We start from the raw sequence: 21,315 nt of genomic DNA, 5'->3' as shown, positions 1-21,315 counted from the left end.
TTGCCATTGCCGATGAACTCCGTTCCACCATCGCTTCGCCGGTCCATTTCCGGCAACACCGCGCCACATGCGCAAACGCAATCCCCCGATACGCACAAGCAATGCCCGCCTGCCGCGAACCGAAATTACGATTTGTCTCGTGTCGAATAAACCATTGATCGCGCCGTCCATCCTCTCCGCCGATTTCGCCCGGCTCGCCGACGAAGCGGCCGCCGTGCACGGACGTGCGGATTGGCTGCACGTCGACGTCATGGACGCGCATTTCGTGCCGAATCTGACGTTGGGCCTGCCGGTCGTGCAGTCGCTGCTGGCGACGACGGACATCCCGGTGGACTGCCACCTGATGATCGAAAACCCGGACCGGTGGGCGGTCGGGTACGCGGAAGCGGGCTCCTGCAACGTCACGGTGCACGTCGAAGCTGCGCACGATCCGGTCATGCTCGCGAAGAACGTGCGCGCGGCAGGAGCGAAAGCAGGGCTCGCGATCAAGCCGGGCACCCCGCTGGAGCCGTATCTAGACGTGCTCAAGCACTACGACACCCTGCTGGTGATGTCGGTGGAACCCGGGTTCGGCGGGCAGAAGTTCATCGCCGAAGTCCTGGACAAGGTGCGCACCGCGAGGCGGCTAGTCGACACCGGGCACCTGAACCTGGTGGTGGAGATCGACGGCGGCATCAACGGCGACACGATCGAACAAGCGGCGGAGGCCGGTGTCGACTGCTTCGTAGCAGGCTCGGCGATCTACGCGGCCGACGATCCGGCCCGCGCCGTGGAAGGGCTGCGCAGGCGAGCCCGAGCCAGCATGCGCTGACCCGCGCCCCGCCCGTCTCACGGACCGTCTGACGCGCCTCGCCTCGTCGCCGCGAAACTCAGATGCCCAGCATCCGCCGCAGTTCCGGAGCCTGGCGCCGCGAAACGGGAACCGACTCGTGCGAGCGCGGGTCCATGATCAGGAACAGTTCGCCTTTGATGCCCCGTTCCAGCTCGGCCACCCGGCGCAGGTTCACCAGGAACCGCCGGTGCACCCGGCTGAACCCGCACGACAGCAACGATCGCTCGATGTTGTCCAGTCCCCGCGTCGCGGCCTGGATCCTTCCTCGTTCCGTGTTCAGCCACACGATGTTCCGGTCGGCCTCGGCGTAGCGGATCTCCGACGGGGCGAGCAGCACCAGCCGCTCGTTGCGGATCCCGACGATCCGGCGGGGCAGCGGGCCGACCGCGGCTTCCGCGCGCTCCTCGTACGGTTCCCCTTCTCGCACCCCGAACAGGCACAGCATCCCCACCACGTGGTCCGAGTCCAGGACCGGCCGCAGGGTCACCGGGGTGGCGTCCTCTCCCGGGCTCACGGGCAGGCACGCGTAGCCGCTCCAGCGAGCCGGTCCCTGCGCGCGTTCCTTGGCCCACCGCACTACTTCGGGAAGCCCGGAAATGTCCGGGGTCCAGCGTTTCGCCGGTTCGGTCGCGCCCGGTGAAATACCGCTTTCCGGAGTCAGCCCGAGAAGCGACACCGCCTCGTCGTTCGCCGCGATCACGTTGCCGCCGCGGTCCATCGCCAGGAACGGATCGGCGACCTGATCGCATTTGCGGTTGAACTCGGAGATCACTTTGTCGGCTTCGTAGATGGCCCGCCGGTAGATCTCCTGCTCGACGCACGCGGCGGCCTTCGTCAGCCACGCGGGCACCAGTTCGGACAGCGCCGCGTTCCACCGCGAAATGTTGATCGACGCGACCGGCGAACCGGTCACGACGTCGCGGATCGAAATGCCCGCGCAGGACCATCGGTGGAACGCTTCGCACCAATGCTCCGGCCCGGTCACGGTCACCGGACCGGACACCTCCAGCGAAGTGCCCATCCCGTTCGTGCCGGTGCACTGCTCCGACCATGACGACCAGGGGGCGAGGTTGTGCAGTTCGGCCCGCCGCCGCGCGCTGGGGTCGCCCCACGCGCCGAGGACGCGCCCGTCTCCGTCCGCGACCGTGACCACGGCGCCGTCCTGCTCCACTTCACGGCCGGCCAGCGCGCCGAGGCCGCCGAGCGTCGTGAAGATGACGCCGTTGTCGAGCCGCTGGACGTCGTCGCCCCGTGCTCCCGGCGCGACGTCCAGCGTCCGGTCCACCTCGTAGCGGTCCCGGCACCGGTACCACGACGCCAGGATCTCCGGGCGAACGCCGGTTTCGATGTCCTCGCCCGCGGCGAAGCTCTCCCAGGCCTGAGCCACTTCTCTCGCCGACAACGAGGTTTCCAGCGAGCCGCCCGCCAGGTTGCCGCGTCTGCCGGACTCACTCGGTGCAATCGCCAACGGCGGCACGCTCACGGTCATCGCGACCTCCTCGTCGCCTCGAGCACCGGGGTCCCTGGGACCGCCGGGCTGTGACAGCGGTAACCAACGTAACTCGGCGTAGCGCGGCATTACAAGACATGTCCGCGTCGTCCAGCCACGAAGTTGTAGACAAACAAGATCGTCGTCCCGCCGCAGGCGGGCGATCCGGATTTCCCGTCATATGGGACGATGTTCCCGGCTCGTGGCCGATCGGCGGAAAATCGTTCCGCGCGACGCCGCCCAGGTCAAGCCGCACGCCGCGCCCTCCGAAGGGTAGGGCAGGCGGGCCCGGTCCGGGCCGGTCCGCCGCTGGTGCGCGGACGACCGCCGGTCGTCCTCGTTCCGCCGCCGTTCATCCGGCATTCGCCCGCAGTCATCCCGCTCGGCTTGCCGCCGCGCCGAGGCGGAGCTTAGCTTCCGTGAGCGCCCGGACGACCCGGGCCGCACCCGTTCGGAACGGCACCGGACCAAAGGCGGTCTCACATGGCGGACGTACGCCGGCTCGACGCGGCAGCACGCAACCGTGGCGAAGCAACGGTGTACCAGGCCTGGGAACGTTTCGCCCGCGGCGAGGACGACCTCCGCGGCGTGCGGCCCGAGGTCGCGATCTCCTGGCACCGGTGCCGGGACCAGTTCCGGGTCGATCCGCTGCTCACCGAAGCCCCGGTGGCCGTCGCCGAAGTCGACCAGGCGCTGGAGCGCGACGTCGTCATCGCGGAACTCGGCTTCCGCGCCGCCGCGCTCGCGCACGAGGTCAACGCCGGCGGCGGCATCGTGACCATCACCGACGCGAGTGGACGGGTCCTGGCCCAATGGGGCGACCCGGCCACCCGCACCGTCGCCGCCGAGGCCAACCTGGCGCCGTGGTTCTGCTGGTCCGAAGGGGCCACCGGAACGAACGGCATGGGCACCGCGCTGATGTCCTACGCGCCGGTGGTGATCCGCGGCGCGGAACACTGGTGCCAGGCGTTCCACGACTGGAACTGCGCCGGCGTCGCGATCCGGGACGTAGTGACCAGGGAATCGGTCGCGGTGCTCAACATCTCGTGCTGGCGCGGCGATCTTCCCGGCGCGGCCGGCGCTTGGCTCAGCAACGCCGCCACCATGACCCAGCGCATCCTGCGCCGCCGAGCCCAAGACGACGGTGCTCAATTGATGGCCGCCTTCAACGAAGCCAGGGCGCGCTCGAGCGCGGCGCTCGCGGCAGTCGACCCCTCGGGGCGAGTGGTGCTCGCCGACGACACCGCGAGCGTGCTTCTCGGCATTCCCGGTTCGACGCCTGCCCCCGATCCCGCCGTACGGTGGAAACCGGAACTGCCGGAATTCATCCAGGCTTCCGTCTATGCCGCGAAACAGGCGACGCGCAATCACGACTGGCTCGGCTCGACGCAGATCTTCACCAGGCTCGCCGCCGAACCCATGCCGATCAGCTTCCGGCCGGTGTTCCTGTCCGGGCACCTGCTGGGCAACCTGGTCACCTTCGGGACGTCGGAAGGGGTTCCCCTGCCCCGGTCCGGCGAGGACGGCCCGCAGCGGGCGCAGCCGCACCGGATGGTCGCGACCCGCGAAAACCGCATGGTGCTGCTGCGGCTTCCGGAAGTCTCGTTCGCCCAGTCGGACGGCAATGACGTGTGGCTGTCGACCGACCAGGGACGGCTGCGCTCCGCCTCTCCCGGCCTCGACAAGCTCGAAACCGAACTGGGCGACGCGGGCTTCCTGCGAGTGCACCGCCAGTACGTGGTGAACCTGAGCCGCATCCGCGAGGTCGAACGCCGGTTCAAGGGCGAACTGTTCCTGGTCATGGACGACCAGGAACAGACCATGGTGCCGGTTTCCCGGCGGAACACCCCGGCGGTGCGGCGGGCGCTGGCGATCTGATGCGCTTCAGCCGCGGTACCGGTGCACCTCGCACACGCAATACATGAGGCGGCAACTGCAGCACGCCGGCTTTCCGGCGCACACGATGCACGGCCCGCACCGCACCGGTTCGGTATGGCGCGCACGGTCCTCCCGCCGGTAATCCTCCCCGCAATTCCAGCAGGACAGCAGTTCGACTCCGGGTTCCGGCTTCGCCGTCGACGACTGGCTCATTCCAGCCCGCCTTTCCGTTCGATGCTTATTGTAAAAAAGCCCGCCCGGCACTCGAATCGTCGGGGCGATTCGAGCACCGGGCGGGCGCTAACGTAAACTCCCGGAAATTTTCCTGAAGTCTCCCGCCGAAACCGATTCTCCGGTCACAGCGAGAAAGTGATCACCGCGGCGCCGTGCCCCTGGCCGGACATGCCGGGCACAATTCCTTCGAGCCAGCCGCCCCAGCCGACCGGCACCGTGATGTACTGCTTTCCGTCGAGGAAATAGGTGCTCGGACTGCTGTGGTGCCCGCTGCCGCACTGGAAGCTCCAGAGCTTCTCGCCCGTCTCGGCGTGCAGCGCCATGAACTCGCCGGCGGGCGTGCCGGCGAACACCACGTTGCCTTCGGTGCTGAGCGTCGACGCGGCCATCGGCAGATCCATCCGGTAGCGCCACTTCTCCTCGCCGTGCGAGTCGAACGCGCTGACCGAACCGGCCATGTTGTCGATGTCGACCTCGACGGCGGCGCCCCAGTAGGGCATGCCTTCCTTGAACTCGCGACGGCGCCGCGTGGCAGTGGCACCCACGTCGGCGACCGGCACGTAGAACAGGTCATGGTTCGGGTTGTACGACGCGTGCGTCCATTCCTTCGCGCCGGCCGGGCCGGGGAAGAAGTGGCAGGGCTCGCCTTCCTTGTCCGGGTACTTCCGCGGCGTCACCTTGCCGTCGCGGGTGATGACGCCCCAGTCGATCCGGTCGACGAACGGGGTGACGTGCTGCAGTTCGCCGTTGGTGCGGTCGAGGACGAACATGTACCCGTTCTTGTCGAAGTGGGCCAGCAGCTTCTTGCCGTCCCGCTCGAAGAGGGTCATCTCCATCGTGGAGTCGTAGTCCCACAAGTCGTGCGGGGTGAACTGGTAGTGCCACTTGATCTCGCCGGTGTCGACGTCCAGCGCGACCACGCTGTCGGTGTAGAGGTTGTCGCCCTCGCGGACCTCGCCGTCGAAGTCGGGAGCCGGGTTGCCGGTGCCCGCGTAGTAGAGGTTCAGCTCAGGGTCGAACGTGCCGGTGACCCAGTGGTTCGCGCCGCCGCGCTGCCATGCCTCGCCGTCGGCGGGCCAGGTCTCCGAGCCGGGCTCGCCCGGCTTCGGGACGGTGTAGGTGCGCCAGCGCTGTTCGCCGGTCTCGAGGTCCCAGCAGTCGATGTGGCCGCGGACCCCGTACTCGCCGCCGGCGGAACCGGTGATCAGAGTGTCCTTGATGACCAGCGGGGCGATCGAAGCGCTCTCGCCCGCGCGCACGTCGCCGATGGTCTTCTGCCAGACCTTCTCGCCGTTGGTCGCGTCGAGAGCCACCAGCTGGGCGTTCTGGGTCACCATGTAGACCTTGCCGTTGGCGACCGCGCAGCCGCGGTTGACGTTCGCGCAGCACAGCGTCACGTCGACCGGGATCGCGTGCTTGTAGCGCCACAGCTGCTCGCCGGTCCGCGCGTCGAGCGCCCAGAGCCAGCCGTCCCAGCCGGTCACGAACATGACGCCGTCGACGACGATCGGGCACGCCTCGAACGCGTAGGTCGAGGTGGAAGCGATCACGCCGGTCGCGCTCGCCTGGTGGATCCAGGCGACCTTCAGGTTCTTGACGTTGTCGGCGTTGATCTGGTCCAACAGACTGTGCCGCTGGCCGTCGTAAGCGCCGTAATAGGTGATCCAGTTCTGGGATTCGCTGCGCGCCTGAAGGATGCGGTCGTAGTTGATGCCGCTCGTCACGTCCGGAGCGCTGTGCGGCATGTTGGAAAGCTTGTTGTGATTGAACGCCCGGCCGGCGTCGACGTATTCGATGGTCATGGCTGTTCCTCCCTGTTCACGGCCGCGGCTGGGCGGGTCGGTCGAGTTTGGCTTCCGGCGGCACCTCGCCGGTGACGACGATGGCTCCGGTCAGGCCCCTGCCCTCGTCGTTGCCGGCCGGCGAGCCGTACCAGTAGCAGCCGGGGCCGTCCAGTTCGAGCCGCGCGCTGCCCTTGGAGTGGTTCAGCAGGCCGATGAACTGCCGGTCGCCGTTGCTCGGGAGCAGGCAGGCGTGCGTGTTCTTGTCGTCGTTGATGATGGTCAGCTCGAGGACGCCGCCGTGCGGCAGGATCAGGATCCCCGGCTCCCACTGCATCGCGTCCTCCGGAATCCGGATGGTCGCTTCCATCGTGCCGTCGGCACGCTCGGTCGCCTTGCCGACCGAGCCCGTGCCGAGCACGGCACCGATGGTCGCCTTGTTCTGTCCGCTGAGTTCCGCCAAGAGGTCTTCTCGCTCTTCGGCAATGGTCATCGGACGTCACCTCCTCGTCAGCACACGTGAACCTTCTGACAGTTTTCCCGAAGCACCCGCATCGATTACCGGGTCGACCGGGGAAATTCCCGAGCCGGTAACGAAATCCGACCCTACGCCGGGGAAAGCAATTCCGATATCCGTTGCCACCGAAGGACGGATCGGCGCCGTTCCCCCGCTGACTGGTACCGCTCGTGTGCGCGGGACCACACCGAAACGTTCCACAATGGACGCATCAGGCGGAGCGTCAGCGCGAGTCGAACCGGCCAAGTTCCATGACTTTCGCCCAGGCAGCGGCGAAATCCCGGACGAACTTCTCGCGCGCGTCGTCGCCGGCGTAGACCTCGGCGATCGCTCTCAGCTCGGCGTTCGCGCCGAAGACGAGGTCGACCCGGCTCGCCGTCCACCTCGCCTCTCCGGTGGCCCGGTCCCGGCCTTCGTAGCCGTCGCCGCGCGGCACCCACTCGGTTCCCGCGTCCAGGAGGTTGACGAAGAAGTCGTTGGTCAGAAAACCCGGTGCCGCAGTGAAAACCCCGGCTGGAGACCCTCCGTGGTTGGCTCCGAGGACCCGCAATCCGCCGACCAGCACGGCCGTCTCCGGCGCGGTCAGCGTCAGCAGGCCCGCCCGGTCGATCAGCAGATGCTCCGGGGCCACGCGGTATCCGCTGCCCAGGTAATTGCGAAAGCCGTCCGCTGCCGGCTCCAACGCGCCGAAGGACTCGACGTCGGTCCATTCCTGGGTCGCGTCGGTGCGCCCTGGCCGGAACGGGACCTCGACCGGACAGCCTCCCGCCGCGGCGGCTTGTTCCACCGCGGCGCATCCGCCGAGCACGATCAGGTCGGCCAGGGAGACGTGTTTGCCGCCTTGCGCGGACGCGGTGAATCGCCGCTGGATCTCTTCCAGCACCGGCAGGACGACGCCCAGCCGCTCAGGTTCGTTCACCACCCAGCCGCACTGCGGTTCCAGCCGGATCCGCGCGCCGTTCGCCCCGCCGCGTTTGTCGCTGTCCCGATAGGTCGACGCGGACGCCCATGCCGTCGAAACGAGCTGCGCGACGGAAAGGCCGGAGTCGAGGATTTCCTTTTTGAGCGCGCCGATGTCGCCGGAGTCCACGAGTTCGTGGTCCGCCTCCGGCACCGGGTCCTGCCAGATCATCCGTTCCGCCGGGACGAGCGGGCCCAGGTAGCGCTCGATCGGTCCCAGGTCGATGTGCGTCAGCTTGAACCAGGCCCGCGCGAACGCGTCCTCGAACTCCTCCGGGTTCTCGAGGAACCGCCGCGCGATCGGCGCGTAGATCCGGTCCTCCTGCAGCGCGAGGTCGGTGGTGAGCATGACCGGATGGTGTTTCACGTCCGGGTCGAACGGATCCGGAACGGTGCCCTCGCCCTGTCCGTCGCTGGGGATCCACTGCCACAGGCCCGCCGGGCTGAGCTCGACGTCCCATCGGTACTGGAAAAGGGTCTCGAAAAAGGTGTGGTCCCAGGTGACCGGGGTGCGCGTCCACATGCCCTCCAGCCCGCTGGTCACCGCGTCCGCGCCCTTGCCGCCCAGCCAGCCGAGCCCCTGCGCGGCCAGCGGCGCGCCCTCGGGCTCGGGGCCGCCGGTCGCGTTCGGGTCCGCCGGGCCGTGCGTCTTGCCGAAGGTGTGCCCGCCGCCGATGAGCGCCACGGTTTCCTCGTCGTTGAGCCCCATCCGCTTGAAAGTCTCGCGGATGTCGCGACCGGCCAGCACGGGGTCGGGATTGGTGGCCGGGCCCTGCGGATCGACGTAGACCAGCCCCATTTCCTCGGCTGCCAACGGCTCTTCGAGCTCGTGCAGGCCGTGGTGGCGTTCGTCGGCCAGCCACGTGCGTTCCGGGCCCCAGTACGTCTCGTCGGGCTCCCACACATCCGCGCGGCCGCCTGCGAACCCGAATGTCCTGAAGCCCATGGACTCCAGCGCCCGGTTGCCCGCGAAAACCATCAGATCCGCCCAGGAGATCTTGCGGCCGTGTTTGCGTTTCACCGGCCACAGGAGCCGGCGTGCCTTGTCCAGATTCCGGTTGTCCGGCCAGCTGTTCAACGGAGCGAAGCGCTGCATTCCGGCACCGGCCCCGCCCCGGCCGTCGCTGACGCGATAGGTTCCCGCGGCGTGCCAGGCCATCCGCAGCACCAGCGGCCCGTAATGGCCGAAATCGGCGGGCCACCACTCCTGCGAGGTCGTCAGCACCTCGTCGACGTCCCGCGCGAGTTCGTCGAGATCGAGCGTCGCGAAGTGCCGCGCGTAGTCGAAATCCGCGCCCATCGGGTCGCTCGCGGGACCGTTCCGGTGCAGCGCCTTGAGGTCGAGCCGGTGCGGCCACCAGTCGTCGGGTTTCCCGCCCGCCACCGGAGGATTCCGCCTGCCGGACCGGCCGGAACCGGCCAGGACCCTGTCATAGGTGCGGTAGACGTGAGTATCGGGATTGTCGGGCATCGCGGTCCTCCCCCGTCGCTCAGTCGAAGGCCAGCGGCAACAGGATCGCCGCGCCGACGAGCGAGATGCCGCTGAGCAGATCCGCCCGGATCCGGATGACCTTGGCGGCCATCCGGCCGACGAACAGCCCGGCGAGCGACAGCACCACCGTCATCGCGCCGAAGGTGAACATCGGGATCACCAAAGAGAATCCGGCGATCCCCAGGCCGGCCCCGGCGAGGAAGTTGTCGACGGTGAGCGAGAACGGCAGCCCGAAGAGCGTCACCCACGGGTGGTCCAGGTCGTCCGCTTCCGTCTCCGGGTTGCGGATCGCCGAGACGAGGAAATACAGGCCGTACAACCCGAGCGCGGCCACGCCGACGTACTCGCCCCAGTCGCCGACGAATTCGCCGAGGTAGCGGCCGGCGACCCCGCCCAGCAGCGGGCCCAGCGCGTCCCAGAGGCCGAAAACCAGGGCTACTTGCACCGCTCGGCGCCAGCCGAACGGAATGGTTCCGATCGCGATCGACGAGCGGAAGTTGTCCAGGCTGAGGCCGAACGCGAGCGCCACCAGCGGAAGAAACTCGAGATTCACGGGGACCGCCTCTCCAGGGGGATCGAGCGCGCTCGGAGATGGGCGCGAGGTCCCGCGTCCGGAACCTCGCGCCCATGCCTATTCGCGGAACACGGCCGGTGCGGCCGCTGTCAGCGCCGGTAGAAGTAGCCGGTGGCCTCAGCACACACCTCGATGACCGTGTACTCCGGGGTTTCCCACATGATGTCGTTCTCCTTCTGCTGGCTGCTCCCGAAAACCGCTCGATCTCGAGGACACCGTCACGAAATCTCCCGGTCACGATCCAGCTTCTTCGCCTTAACACGGCGGCAGCAACCGGCGGTGCACCAGCGGTCGGCAACCGGTGCCGAACGGTGCGCCGCCGTCGACGAGCGGGAGCGGCCGCGCACGCCCCGGCGACGGCAGCGACACCCTCGCACCGGCCTATAAGGCATTCCAATGACTGTCCGGCAAAGGTTTCCCGCCAATCCGCCGAGCACGACACTAGACTCGCCGCCGTGCGAATCTATCTTGGCTCTGATCACGCCGGGCTCGAACTCAAGAACCATTTCGCGGAACGGCTTTCCGGTCTCGGCTACGAAGTGACCGACGTCGGCCCCGCCGTCTACGACGCCGCCGACGACTACCCGCCGTTCTGCGTCGAGACGGCGCGGCGCGTCGTCGCCGACGAAGGCAGCCTCGGCATCGTCATCGGCGGTTCGGGCAACGGGGAACAGATCGCGGCCAACAAAGTGCCTGGCGCACGCGCGGCACTGGCCTGGAACGAGGACACCGCACGGCTGGCACGCCGGCACAACAACGCACTGCTGGCTGGCATCGGCGCGCGGATGCACACCGTCGAGGAGGCCGAGCGCATCGTCGACGCGTTTCTCACCGCCGAATTCGAGGGCGGACGGCACCAGCGCCGGATCGACCTGCTGGCGGAGTACGAACGCACCGGCGAACCGCCCGCCCTGCCCGGAAAATGACCGCTCCGCCAGCAAGCAGAACGCGGGCGCGCTCCCTCTCGGCGGCCGCGCACGCGTCACTGCGGACCGGCGACGCCAAGCTGCTGTTCGATCCGCTCCCACAACCGCGCGTCGTCGGAGATCGGCCGTCCGTCGGCGCGAGCCGCCCACGCACCGGCGATGACGGCCTGGAGCAAACGGCCGCTGTCGCCGCCGCTGGGCAGGTCGGGGACGCCGTCCGGCCCGAGGCCGTCGAGACGCTCTGCCGAGGCGCTGTCCAGCGGCAGCGCGGGGACGAGCAGCCCACTCACATCAGCAGCGACATACGTCGGACGGGAACGCCGCGGTGCGAAAGCCAGATCGCGGAGCCGGGAGGAACCGCTCAGCACGAAAAGCGAGTCAAGGCCGGCGGCGTTCGCCCCCTCGATGTCGGTGCCCAGCAAGTCTCCGCACACCAAGGTGTCCGGCGGAGCAGTGCCCAGCCGAGCGCGAGCCAAGTCGAACAAGGCCGCCTTCGGCTTTCCGACCACGTGCGGGGAGGCGCTGGTCGCGGTCTGCACCAAGGCGACCAGCGCGCCGTTGCCCGGTGCCTTCCCGTACGGCGTGGGGAGCGTGCGGTCGATGTTCGTGGCGACCCAGGCAGCTCCGGCTTCCGCCAGGTAGCCGACAGCCGCGAGCTCGCGCCACGTGATGTCGTGGCCGAGTCCCTGCACGACCGCCTCGACTGGCGCGCCCGCCAAGTCCGCGACGCGGACCGGCGTCAACCCGGCTTCGGCCAGCGCATGGGCAACGCCAGGGCCGCCGACCGCGCACACTAGCGCGCGAGGAGCCAGCCGCTCGGCCAGATACGCCGCGGCCGCCTGAGAACTGGTGACCACCGACCAGCCGGTCCCGGCGAGGCCCAGCTCACGCAGGTGATCAGCGACGTCCCCGGGCGGACGGGACGCATTGTTCGTCGCGAAGACGACCGACAGTCCGCGTTCGGCCGCCTCGTTCAGGGTCTCGACCGCGTGCGGGACAGCGGAAGCCCCGCGGTACACCACGCCGTCGAGGTCACAGATCAGCCCGCGGTAGCGCGCGAGCAGAGGTCCGGCCTCACCCACGGCCGCGCTCCCTGACATACCGGTGTTCGGACTGGATCGTCCGCACCGTGTCCGGATCCGAGCACAGCACGAGGGACCGCGTGGTCGTGCAGCCCTCGCCGTCGTTCCGGACGCCGCGCAGCAGTTCGCTGGTGGTCACCCCGGAGGCACAGAAGACCACGCTCTCCTTGCCCACCAGGTCCTCGGTGCGAGTAACCGCGGCCGGCTGCTGCGCGGGACCTTCGGGCACCAGCCGCGCCTGCATCGATCCGCCGAGGCAGGACAACGCGGCGGCAGCGACGACTCCTTCCACGGCGTTCCCGGTGCACAGGAACACGTCGATCGGATGCTCAGGCCGCGCCGCGGCGACGGCGCCCGCGATCTCGCCGCCCTCCACCAAGTGGACCCGCGCACCAGCGTCCTGGATTTCTCGGGCGAGTTCCACGTGCCGGCGTCGATTGAGCGTCGCGACGACGACGTCCGACACCCGCACCCCTTTTGCCACGGCAATCCTCCGCAAGTTCTCCGCCACCGGGCGGGTGATGTCGACGACGTCCGCGAGGCCGGGGCCGACCGCCAGCTTCTCCATGCTGTGCTGCGGAGCCAGGTCGGCCATCGCGCCGCGCGCGCTGACCGCCACCGCGGTCAGCGCGCGGGGCACATCCCTGGCCTCCGACAGGGCGCCATCGCCGATGCTGATCGCGATATCGCATACCGGGCCGTCGCCGGCGCCCACCTCCGCGCCGTGGAACAGGGCGGGTGAATCGTCTTGCGTGCCCACCCCGAGCACCACGACGCCGTCCATCGCCACCGAGCGCAGCGACGTGTGCATCGCGTCTATGGCGGCCAGCCTGGCGCTGTCGTCGCTGTGCCCGGCCCATCGTCCGGCCGCGAGCGCGGCGGCCTCGGTGCCGCGCACGAGTTCGAGGGCAAGGGCGTCGTCCGGGCGGCGGGCAGTCTCCGCGGCGGCGAGGCCCCATTCCTGACTCTTCATAGACATCCATCCCTGTGCGCGAACGGGCAAATTTCCTCGACCCGGCCCGGCCGGTGCGAGCCGCGGCTCGCACCGGCCGGGTCTTCTGGTCTGGCGGTCAGCGAGCCGCGGCGTTCGCCACCGCCCGGTCCGACAGCGCCTTCTGAGCGGCTTCCCGCTTGCTCTCGTCGCCTCGCCAGGTCTCCAGCGCCGGCCCGACCAGCGCCCGTCCGAACGAGTAGGTCAGCTCCCACGGAAGCGGGCCGAGCGTCTGCATCGCCGCGAGGTGCTCAGTCGCCTTTTCCGGGCTTTGCCCGCCGGACAGGAAAGCGATGCCCGGTACGAACGACGGCACCGTCTCCCGCAGAGCGTCCACAGTGGCCTTCGCGACCTCTTCGACCGACGGCTGCTCCGGGCAGTCCTTGCCGGCGACCACCATGTTGGGTTTGAGGACGATGCCGTCGAGCTGCACCTGCATCAGGCTGAGCTCGTCGAACAGCGAGCGCAGGACGGACGTCGTCACCTGCTTGCACTTCGCCAGCGAGTGGGAACCGTCCATCAGCACCTCGGGCTCGACGATCGGCACGATGCCGCCTTCCTGGCACAGACCGGCATACCGTGCCAGCGCGTGCACGTTGGCCCGCACCGCACGGTCCGACGGCAGGCCGTCGCCGATCGTGATCGTCGCGCGCCACTTGGCGAAGGTCGCCCCGAGCGCCGCGTAGTTCTTCACTCGATCGCGCAGGCCGTCGAGCCCTTCGGTCACGTTCTCGCCCGGTGCGCCCGCCAGCGGCTTCGCCCCGGTGTCGACCTTGATCCCGGCGAGGATGCCGCGGTCGGCGAGAAACTGCGGGAACGTCTGGCCGTTCGACAGCTTCTGGTGAAACGTCTCGTCGGCGAGGATGATGCCGCTGACCGATTCCGGGAGCTTCGGGGTCGTGACGATCAGCTCCCGGTACACGCGCCGGTTCTCCTCGGTCGCTTCGACGCCCACCCCTTCGAGCCGGGAGGACATCGTCCCGATGCTCTCGTCCGCGGCGAGGATTCCGCGCCGGTCGGAGACCATGATGCGAGCGATCTTGTTAAGAGTGGACATCGGTAGTTACTCCTCCTGTGCTAGTGACTTTCGGGCCAGGCTGCGGGCCTGGCATGGGACTGCCCTTCGCCGCCGCGATCTCGACCAGCTCCTTCGCGTGTCCGGGCAATCCCCGGCGTTCGCTCCACGCCGCGTAAATCGGCTTCGCCGGCATCTCCTGTTCGACCGGGACCAGCCGCAGCCTGCCGTCCGCGATTTCGGAGCGGACGGTGGAGATGTTCAGCACGGTCACCCGCCTGCCCGCGGCGACCACCTGCTTGACCGCCGCGCTGGAGGGCAGTTCGACGTAGCTTCGCGAAGCACGCGCGGAACCCAGCAGTTCGTCGGTGAACTCCCGGAGCCCGGATCCCCGCTCGCGCACCACCAGCTGGGCCGAGGCGAGCTCCTCCACCGTCACCGGACCGGGCCGCTTCGCCCACGGATGCACCGCCCCGACGACCACCGCCAGCTTGTCGTCGCAGATGTACCGGGTGACCAGGCCTTCCCGGAACTGTTTCGGCAGCTGGCTTCCGGCCTGGCACCAGCCGTCGATGAACGCGACGTCGGCCTGGTCCGCCCGGATCAGCTGCCGCAGCTCGTCGACGCGGCCGGTCCGCACCTCCACCCGCACCTCGCCGAACGAGAGCCCGGACCGGTTCAGCCATTCCGGGATCAGGTGCTCGGACACGCCCGGGCTGCCCGCGACCCGCAACCGGCTCGCGCTGGACGAACCGGAGCCGAACTCCAGTAGCTCCCGCGCCGCGTGCATCACGTTGCGGGCGTACTTCGCGAGCATTTCCCCTTCCTCGGTCAGCTTCGACCCGGTCGGGGAACGTTCGAGCAGCCGCAGGCCGAGCCTTCGTTCCATGGCACTGATCCGGATGCTGGCCGCGGGCTGGGAAAGGCTGTGCGCCTGCGCCGCCTTCCCCACGCTGCCGTAGCGTTCGACGGACAGCAGCAGATCGAGGTCGGCGAGCTGAGGCATTTTTGAGGGAAGAACCACGATTTCCCCCTCTCGCTCCGGAATACGTCGTACTGTGCCTGAGGAAGCAACACTGACGGTGCGCGGACTGCGCGACCCGCGGTCACGGGACCCGCGGTGTGCACTGAGCCTGCACTGGCCGGTGAGCCTGGTCAATCCGAGGGACACGAACGTAGCCGCTGCGAAGACGAACGGTGCACAGTACGTCACCTGCGGGGTTTCCGGCCTGCCCCTATGGCCGTTGAGCAGCGAAACACCTTGGCAGGTAAGGGTTTCATCCCGCTCAGCACCAAAAAACCGCCGTCTGTCACTATTTCCCGCCCGTCCGACCCAGACCGGTGGCCGCACTTGCACCGCGTCGCAGATGCTTCCCGGCGAAGCACTCGCCCGGAATCCTTCAACAGGAGGAAATAACGTGAAGTGGGAAACGCCGAAGTACACGGTCGTCGAGGTTTGCGCTGAAGCCACTGGTTACTTCTACCGAGGCTGACAGCCACTTCAGCCGGCGCAAGGCTTCAGTCTGCCCACGCGACTGAAGCCTTGCGCCTTCCATTCACCTCGTTCGATGCGCCGCGTCGCACGCTCGCGCCGCACGCATGATCAGCAGTTCGGTGCGCTCCTCGCGGAGAACCTTCACCACGTTCCGCGGCAACAGCGTGCTTTCCAGCAAGCGCCCGGTGCCCGCCAGCACACTCTGCTCCGCAGTGGTGAAATGAGGATAGAGCGCGCGGGCGAAGGCCACCGCGAATTCCGGTTCGACGGTGCCCGGCATGCTTTCCAACGTCCTCAAGTAGCGGTCCGCATACGGTGTGAGCAGTTCCTCTTGCCCGGGTTGCGGCAGGCCCGCCATGACGGCTTTCCGCTCGGCGAGCGAAAATTCGCCGTTGAACAGCCGCTCCCAGCCCGTGTCCTTGGCTGCCGCTGCGGGCCGGGCGGCCTCCGCGGTCAAGGCGTTCCGGCGGCCGCTGTCACCGGGATCCGCCTCCACCGCGACATCCAGGCAGCCGTCGAGGTCGTGTCCCGTCGACGCGAGGCGGAACACCGCACGCCAGCGCAGATCCCGATCCACTTCCAGGCCCGCCCACGGGGATCGCCCGTACGCGATTTCGCTCAGCAGACGGTGTTCCCCGTCCGGGACGACGCCGACCAGGGCGCGGGCGAAGACCAGTTGGCGATCGCTGCCCGCAGCTTCGGCGGCCAGCAGTGTTCGCACCTGGTGCGCCAGCGTCGCCAGCATCTCCGTACGGCGGGACGGATCCCCGTAAACGCGGACAGCCCGCACTGCGCGATCCAGCAGCGCTTCCAGCACCCCGGCATCGCTCTCCCCTGGCCCGTGCGCGAGAACGGCAGCGGCGTAGCTCCGCGCCGGCAAGCGCGCGTCGAGCACCTCATCCCACAACGCTCCCCAGACGACTGCCCGCACCCGCTGATCGTCCACTGCGGACAAACTCGCCAGCGCCTTCTGCCGGGACCGGGCGTCCAGCCGGATCTTGACGTGGCTCACCGCGTCGTCGTTGGGCACCACCAGATCCGCGTCGCCGAAGCCGGCCAGCTCGCACTCGCCCGAATCAAGCGAAACGTGCGCGCGCCGGCGCAGCACCATCTCGCCCTCGCGGTCGTCGAACGCGGCGACCCGGAGGTTCAGCCTCCGCGGCGGAACGTCCGCGTGCTGGACAAGCCGGTCCCGGACCATTTCGACGGTATTGACGCCGCTGCTCAGCAGCCATTCCTCGACCCACCGGCCGACATCTTCGTCTGAAGCCCGCTGCAGCGCGGCCGCGAAGTCGCCGAGATCGGCGTTGCCCCACGCGTGCGTCCGCAGATAGGTCCGGACCCCCGCGACGAACGAGTCCCAGCCCAGCCGCTCCGCCAGCTCACGCAGGACTGCGGCGCCTTTCCGGTACACGATCGGGCCGAAGTTCGAGCGCGCCGCGTCGGTGTCGGGCGTCGCGACCCGGATCGCGTGGCTCGTCGGCAACTGGTCGGCGTGCCGGGCGAGGGGCAGGTTGTGATGCGCGAAGCCGGTCCAGCCTTCGCCGTACCGCGTCGCTTCAGGCTGCGCGACGACCGACATCATGGTCGCGAACGCCTCGTTCAGCCACAGATCGTCCCACCAGCGCATGGTCACGTAATCGCCGAACCACATGTGCGCCATCTCGTGCGTCAGGAGTTCGGCTCGCCTTCGCCGCGTGTCCTCGGTGACCCGGTGCCGGAACAGAAACCGCTCGTTGAGCGTGACACAGCCCGGGTGCTCCATGCCGCCGAACGCGTACTCGGGGGCGAAAACGTGGTCGTATTTGGCGAACGGATACGGCAGGTCGAACAACCGGCGGTAGAAGTCGAGCCCGCGACGGACCACGTCGAAGAGCTCGGGAGCCTGGCGGGTCAATGCGCAGTAAAGGGAGTTCCGCGCGTAGAGGCCCAGCGGCAGTCCGTCGTGCAGGGCTTGGACGCGGCGGAACGGGCCGGCGGCGAAGGCCACCAGGTAGGTCGGCAGCGGCGGGGTGGGCCCGAAACGCCAGCTGGTGCGGTCGCCCTCCAGCGGCACCAGCTTTTCCGGGTCGGTGTTGGCGACCACCGTCCAGTGATCCTCCGCGGTCACGGTCACGCCGACCGCCGCTTTCAGATCCGGCTGGTCGAAACAGGCGAAGACGGTGTGCGCCGCGAAAGGCTCGAACTTGGTGTGCAGGTAGGCCTGCCCGTCGAGCGGGTCGCGGAAACGGTGCAAGCCCTCGCCGGTGCGCGAATACGGAGCGGTCCCGGCCACGCGCACCGTGTTCTCCCCCGGCCTCGCGATCAGCCGGATGCGGGCGCCGGCCTGTGCTGCCGGCCCCAGTTCACGGTCATTGCACTCCACCGACGCGGCTGTTCCCGCAAAGTCGAGAAAGAGCTCGCCAGGCTCCGCGCGGAAGCGCACGACGGTGGTCGTCGTGAACTCGTCCTCGCCTGTCGTCAGGTCGAGTTCCACCTCGTACCGGACGTGCGAGACCGCCGCGGACCGCGCCGACGCCTCTTCTTCCGTGAGTTTCGTGCCTGCCAGCGACATCCGTCAGTGCCTCCGCGCGGCCGGACGCCGGTAAACCAGGTCCGCCGCTTCGCCGTTGCTGTGATTGGCCCGGACCAGAGCGTCCTGGACCAGGTGATGGTCCGGCGAGTGCTGGCACACCGGATCGGTGCGCGCCGCGTCGCCGGTCAACGCGAACGCCTGGCAGCGGCAGCCGCCGAAGTCGATCTCCTTGCGCGGACAGCTCTGGCATGGATCCGGCATCCACGCCGTTCCCCGGAAGGCCTGGAACGCCTCGGATTTCGTCCAGATCCACTCCAGGTCGTGGTCGCGGACCGAGGAGAAGGCCATCGTGGTGATCTCGGCGGCCACCGGACACGGGTACACGGTGCCGTCCGGTGCGACGGTCAGCGCGTTCTGCGCCCATCCGCCCATGCACGGCTTCGGGTAGGGCTCGTAGTAGTCCGGGAGAATCCAGAGGAGTTCCATCCGCTCCCCCAGTTCGGCCTTCCGTCGCTCGTACACGGCGACCGCGTCGTCCAGCTGGGCCTTGCTCGGCATCAGCCGCTCGCGGTTGCGCAGCGCCCAGCCGTAGTACTGGCTGTTGGCCAGTTCCAGCCGCTCGGCTCCCCATTCCGCGCAGACGTCGATGATCGCGTCGAGCCGGTCGAGGTTCAGCCGGTGCAGCACCACGTTCATGTTCAACGGCAGGCCGGCATCGCGGATGATGCGCGCGGCGGCCTCCTTCTTGTCGAACCGCTTGCTGGCCGCGACCAGGTTCGTCGATTCGGCGGCGTCGCCCTGAATGCTCAACTGGGCGCTGTTGAGCCCGGCCGCGACCAGAGCTTCCGCCCGGCCCTCCGTCAGCCCGAGGCCGCTGGTGATCAGGTTCGTGTACAGCCCGAGACCGCGGCATTCGGCGACCAGGGTCTCCAGATCGCCGCGCACCAGCGGTTCGCCGCCGGAAAAGTGCACCTGCACGACACCGAGCCCGGCGGCCTCGCGGATCACCCGCAACCAGTCCTCGGTGGCCAGTTCCTCCTGCCGGTCGAGCAGGTTCAGCGGGTTCGAGCAGTAGACGCAATGCAGCGGGCACTGATGCGTGACCTCGGCGAGCAGGCCGTAGGGCTGCGGCAAGCCGGTCATGCGACCACCACCCAGCCCCGGCCTCGCGCGTCGTGCAGGAATTTCATCACGTCGTTCGCGAGATCGGCGGCCTGGAAATCGCGTTCGAGCTGGTCGACCACCTGCCGCACGGTCCGGCTGCCGTCGCACAGTCCCAGTATCGCCGCCCCGGACTTGTTCAGCAGCACCACGCGTTCGGGCAACAGGAGCAATTCGACGTCCCGGACGTTGTCGTGCTTGAGCATCGCTTTCGTCGCCAGCTTCGGCACGGCGGCCAATTCGGACTCGTTCATCACGAACTCTTGCGGTAGGCGAGTTCCACGGCGTCCAGCAGGCTCCAGAGCACGTCGCACTTGAACTCCAGCGCACGGGCGCACGCTTCCTGCTGCTGTTCGGTCTTCGCGTTCTCGACCACCAATTCGAGCAGGTGCGCGATGTCCTTGGGCTGCTGAGTGAGCCGGGCCCGGAAGTACTCCAGGCCCTCCGCCGCGATCCACGGGTAATGGCGCTGGACATCGGTGATCCGCCTGCTGAGCAGGTCCGGCGCGAACAGTTCCGTCAACGCCGACGCGACCGCCTCCAGCCACGGCTTCTGACGGCAGAAGTCAACGTACGCGTCGACCGCGAACCGCACGCCGGGCAGAACGGTGTCCACGTCGTACAGTTCCTCGCGGCTCAAGCCGACTGCTTTCCCCAAGCGGACCCACTTTTCGAGGCCGCCTTCGCCGCCGGTGCGGCCATCGTGGTCGGTGATCCGCGTGATCCACCTGCGCCGGTCGTCCCGGCCCGGGAGCTTGGTCAGGATGAACGCGTCCTTTTTCGGGAGATTCATCTGATAGTAGAAGCGGTTCCGCACCCATCCGCGAAATTCCGCCTCGGACAGCTCTCCAGCGTGCATCCGCTCGTTGAACGGGTGCAGATGGTGGTACCGCTTCTCTCCGATGGACCGCAGGTACGCTTCGAACTCCTCGGCAGACCTGACGCTCATACTTCCACCTCCAAGCCGGCTCGGCCGATTTCGATGCCCAAGTCCGTCACCCAGCGCCGTTCTGGGGACTCTTCGTCGAGAATCGGATTCGTGTTGTTGATGTGCGTGTAGATCTTTCGCTTCGCGGGCAGCGCGGCGAGCGCGCGAGCCGATCCGCCGTCCCCGCTGACCGGCAGGTGCCCCATCGACCGGCCGGTCCGGTTTCCCGCGCCGGTCGCGGACATTTCGTCGTCCGTCCAGAACGTCCCGTCCACGAAGACGCAGTCGGCCGATGCCACCTGCTGCTCGAACTTCTCGTCCCATCGCGGCACCGTCGGCGCGTAGACCGCGATCCCGCCGGTCAGCTTGTCTTCCAGGCGATAGCCGACCTCCCATTCCGCCGGCTGTTCGCGGAGCTGGGAATTCCCCACGTAGCGGGGAGCCTTGGAACCGGTCAGGAACGCGGTCGCCCGCACCCGGTCGTCCAGATCGACCGGCTCGCCCGCCCGGACCTCGGACCAGGAGATGTCGGCGTAGTCGCTCAGCAGCTCCCGCACCGGGAACCAGAGGTTCAGCGCCTCCAGCACGGGAAAGGTCCCGTGCACCGTCAGCGACGATTCCTCGCGCAGCATCAGCAGGCCGATGGTGTGGTCGAATTCCGCGTCGGTCAGCACGACCCCGGCGACCGGCGTCTCCCGGATGCCCGGACCGGGATGCAGCACGGGATCCGCCGCGATCTGGTGGAGAACGTCGGGAGTCGCGTTGAACAGGAACCACCGCTCGCCATCGCCGGAAACCGCGATCCCGGCGTGCGCCGTCGCGTGCTCCGGCTTAGCGCGGGCCTTGACGCACCCGGCGCAAGCGCAATTCCACTGCGGATAGCCGCCGCCCGCGGCGGCCCCGAGGCAATGAATCAACATCCGTCAACGCCGACCACGAGGCGCGGAAAGAACTTCGGCCACCATGGATTCCGGCATTTCGCGCCTCATAACGTCCTCCCGCACTGTCGACCGGCGGCAACGGCAGGACAAACAGGCGCCGTTGCCCGCCGAGGGCTCAGCCGGCGCGATTATCCGGTATCGTCGCCCTGAACTCGGCTATTCTCCGGAAAGCTTCTTCGCTCGCATCGGGGCCTGGCAACCGCTCGCGCACGACCGGAGCCGAATCACGGACGAACGGCGGCCGCGCCGAGACGAGCGGGAAGCCGTGCGCACTAGTGCCGACGAGAGCCGGGAAGCGGCCGTGACCAGCAGATCGTCGATGCTTCCCGCACCAGCCGGCCGAGGTCTGCCGGGTCGCGAAGGCCCGGACCGCCGCGCCCCGGCGGCCGGCGGTTATTGATTGTGCCTATCGGGGGATTGTTTTTCCTCATGCGGCGAAGCATTGCCGGGCGCAGGCGGCGGGGTGATGGTGGGTGACCTGTCGCGTTTTCCCTTTCTACCGTG

18 protein-coding genes are annotated in these 21,315 nt (G+C 68.5%); 3 read left to right on the top strand and 15 right to left on the bottom strand.

Annotated elements, in window-relative coordinates; translation table 11 throughout:
• Positions 1–139: 139 nt before the first annotated feature.
• A complete protein-coding gene (rpe, locus tag H4281_RS44790) occupies positions 140–811 on the top strand; it encodes a ribulose-phosphate 3-epimerase (RefSeq protein ID WP_182896916.1) in 672 nt (223 codons plus the stop codon).
• Between the two features lie 58 nt (positions 812–869).
• On the opposite strand, the gene H4281_RS44785 is transcribed toward rpe, so the two are convergent.
• The gene (locus H4281_RS44785) at positions 870–2,321 is read right to left on the bottom strand and encodes a DNA-binding protein (RefSeq protein WP_182896915.1); all 1,452 of its coding nucleotides are present in this window, start codon (positions 2,319–2,321) and stop codon (positions 870–872) included.
• Positions 2,322–2,804: 483 nt separating this feature from the next.
• Here H4281_RS44785 and H4281_RS44780 point away from each other — a divergent pair, with 483 nt between their 5' ends.
• Positions 2,805–4,199 (top strand): DNA-binding protein, encoded by a 1,395-nt coding sequence (locus H4281_RS44780; protein ID WP_182896914.1) that lies wholly within the window; start codon positions 2,805–2,807, stop codon positions 4,197–4,199.
• Between the two features lie 356 nt (positions 4,200–4,555).
• Here the strand turns inward: H4281_RS44780 and H4281_RS44775 are convergent, their stop codons facing one another.
• The 5 genes from H4281_RS44775 to H4281_RS46900 form a co-directional block, all read right to left on the bottom strand.
• Positions 4,556–6,235 (bottom strand): PQQ-dependent dehydrogenase, methanol/ethanol family, encoded by a 1,680-nt coding sequence (locus H4281_RS44775; protein ID WP_182896913.1) that lies wholly within the window; start codon positions 6,233–6,235, stop codon positions 4,556–4,558.
• A 16-nt stretch (positions 6,236–6,251) separates the two neighbouring features.
• Positions 6,252–6,707: an MSMEG_3727 family PQQ-associated protein gene (locus H4281_RS44770; RefSeq protein WP_037820734.1), complete on the bottom strand. Its 456-nt coding sequence runs from the start codon at positions 6,705–6,707 to the stop codon at positions 6,252–6,254.
• 247 nt (positions 6,708–6,954) lie between these two features.
• The gene (gene katG / locus H4281_RS44765; RefSeq protein ID WP_182896912.1) at positions 6,955–9,162 is read right to left on the bottom strand and encodes a catalase/peroxidase HPI; all 2,208 of its coding nucleotides are present in this window, start codon (positions 9,160–9,162) and stop codon (positions 6,955–6,957) included.
• 19 nt (positions 9,163–9,181) lie between these two features.
• Entirely contained in the window at positions 9,182–9,736 is a 555-nt protein-coding gene (locus tag H4281_RS44760; protein WP_182896911.1) for a manganese efflux pump MntP, read from the bottom strand.
• Positions 9,737–9,846: 110 nt separating this feature from the next.
• Entirely contained in the window at positions 9,847–9,918 is a 72-nt protein-coding gene (locus H4281_RS46900; protein WP_500676319.1) for a pyrroloquinoline quinone precursor peptide PqqA, read from the bottom strand.
• A gap of 294 nt (positions 9,919–10,212) precedes the next feature.
• Here H4281_RS46900 and H4281_RS44755 point away from each other — a divergent pair, with 294 nt between their 5' ends.
• On the top strand, positions 10,213–10,683 hold the full coding sequence (locus tag H4281_RS44755; RefSeq protein WP_182896910.1) for a ribose-5-phosphate isomerase: 471 nt from the start codon (positions 10,213–10,215) through the stop codon (positions 10,681–10,683).
• 56 nt (positions 10,684–10,739) lie between these two features.
• Here the strand turns inward: H4281_RS44755 and H4281_RS44750 are convergent, their stop codons facing one another.
• From H4281_RS44750 to pqqB, 9 genes are all read right to left on the bottom strand, one after another.
• Positions 10,740–11,765, bottom strand: a complete 1,026-nt coding sequence (locus H4281_RS44750) for an HAD-IIA family hydrolase (RefSeq protein ID WP_312872298.1) — start codon at positions 11,763–11,765, stop codon at positions 10,740–10,742.
• Entirely contained in the window at positions 11,758–12,738 is a 981-nt protein-coding gene (locus tag H4281_RS44745; protein ID WP_246412841.1) for a fructose-bisphosphatase class II, read from the bottom strand. Before H4281_RS44745 ends, H4281_RS44750 begins: the two co-directional genes overlap by 8 nt.
• 97 nt (positions 12,739–12,835) lie before the next feature.
• Positions 12,836–13,813 carry a class I fructose-bisphosphate aldolase gene (locus H4281_RS44740; RefSeq protein WP_182896907.1) on the bottom strand — a complete coding sequence of 326 codons (978 nt, stop codon included), beginning with the start codon at positions 13,811–13,813 and terminating at the stop codon, positions 12,836–12,838.
• Positions 13,800–14,795 (bottom strand): LysR family transcriptional regulator, encoded by a 996-nt coding sequence (locus H4281_RS44735; protein WP_237596774.1) that lies wholly within the window; start codon positions 14,793–14,795, stop codon positions 13,800–13,802. Before H4281_RS44735 ends, H4281_RS44740 begins: the two co-directional genes overlap by 14 nt.
• A gap of 532 nt (positions 14,796–15,327) precedes the next feature.
• Entirely contained in the window at positions 15,328–17,820 is a 2,493-nt protein-coding gene (gene pepN, locus H4281_RS44730; RefSeq protein WP_182896906.1) for an aminopeptidase N, read from the bottom strand.
• 3 nt (positions 17,821–17,823) lie between these two features.
• Positions 17,824–18,924, bottom strand: coding sequence for a pyrroloquinoline quinone biosynthesis protein PqqE (gene pqqE / locus H4281_RS44725; RefSeq protein WP_182896905.1), 1,101 nt, complete (start codon positions 18,922–18,924; stop codon positions 17,824–17,826).
• Positions 18,921–19,196 (bottom strand): pyrroloquinoline quinone biosynthesis peptide chaperone PqqD, encoded by a 276-nt coding sequence (gene pqqD / locus H4281_RS44720; protein WP_182896904.1) that lies wholly within the window; start codon positions 19,194–19,196, stop codon positions 18,921–18,923. The genes pqqE and pqqD overlap by 4 nt, the downstream gene beginning before the upstream one ends.
• Entirely contained in the window at positions 19,196–19,891 is a 696-nt protein-coding gene (gene pqqC, locus H4281_RS44715) for a pyrroloquinoline-quinone synthase PqqC (protein WP_182896903.1), read from the bottom strand. Before pqqC ends, pqqD begins: the two co-directional genes overlap by 1 nt.
• Entirely contained in the window at positions 19,888–20,790 is a 903-nt protein-coding gene (gene pqqB / locus H4281_RS44710) for a pyrroloquinoline quinone biosynthesis protein PqqB (protein ID WP_182896902.1), read from the bottom strand. The genes pqqC and pqqB overlap by 4 nt, the downstream gene beginning before the upstream one ends.
• Between the last annotated feature and the right edge of the window lie 525 nt (positions 20,791–21,315).

It is taken from the genome of Amycolatopsis dendrobii (assembly GCF_014145675.1).
Lineage (GTDB): Bacteria > Actinomycetota > Actinomycetes > Mycobacteriales > Pseudonocardiaceae > Amycolatopsis > Amycolatopsis dendrobii.
Note: the sequence above shows the minus strand (reverse complement) of the source record. Positions and strands in the feature narration are given on the sequence as shown.

Coding starts and splice junctions, on each gene's coding strand:
- H4281_RS44770 (WP_037820734.1), bottom strand. CDS start 6,707: ATGACCATTGCCGAAGAGCGAGAAGACCTCTTGGCGGAACTCAGCGGA.
- H4281_RS44775 (WP_182896913.1), bottom strand. CDS start 6,235: ATGACCATCGAATACGTCGACGCCGGCCGGGCGTTCAATCACAACAAG.
- H4281_RS44780 (WP_182896914.1), top strand. CDS start 2,805: ATGGCGGACGTACGCCGGCTCGACGCGGCAGCACGCAACCGTGGCGAA.
- pepN (WP_182896906.1), bottom strand. CDS start 17,820: ATGTCGCTGGCAGGCACGAAACTCACGGAAGAAGAGGCGTCGGCGCGG.
- pqqD (WP_182896904.1), bottom strand. CDS start 19,196: ATGAACGAGTCCGAATTGGCCGCCGTGCCGAAGCTGGCGACGAAAGCG.
- katG (WP_182896912.1), bottom strand. CDS start 9,162: ATGCCCGACAATCCCGATACTCACGTCTACCGCACCTATGACAGGGTC.
- pqqC (WP_182896903.1), bottom strand. CDS start 19,891: ATGAGCGTCAGGTCTGCCGAGGAGTTCGAAGCGTACCTGCGGTCCATC.
- H4281_RS44785 (WP_182896915.1), bottom strand. CDS start 2,321: ATGACCGTGAGCGTGCCGCCGTTGGCGATTGCACCGAGTGAGTCCGGC.
- pqqE (WP_182896905.1), bottom strand. CDS start 18,924: ATGACCGGCTTGCCGCAGCCCTACGGCCTGCTCGCCGAGGTCACGCAT.
- H4281_RS44745 (WP_246412841.1), bottom strand. CDS start 12,738: ATGAAGAGTCAGGAATGGGGCCTCGCCGCCGCGGAGACTGCCCGCCGC.
- H4281_RS44740 (WP_182896907.1), bottom strand. CDS start 13,813: ATGTCCACTCTTAACAAGATCGCTCGCATCATGGTCTCCGACCGGCGC.
- pqqB (WP_182896902.1), bottom strand. CDS start 20,790: ATGTTGATTCATTGCCTCGGGGCCGCCGCGGGCGGCGGCTATCCGCAG.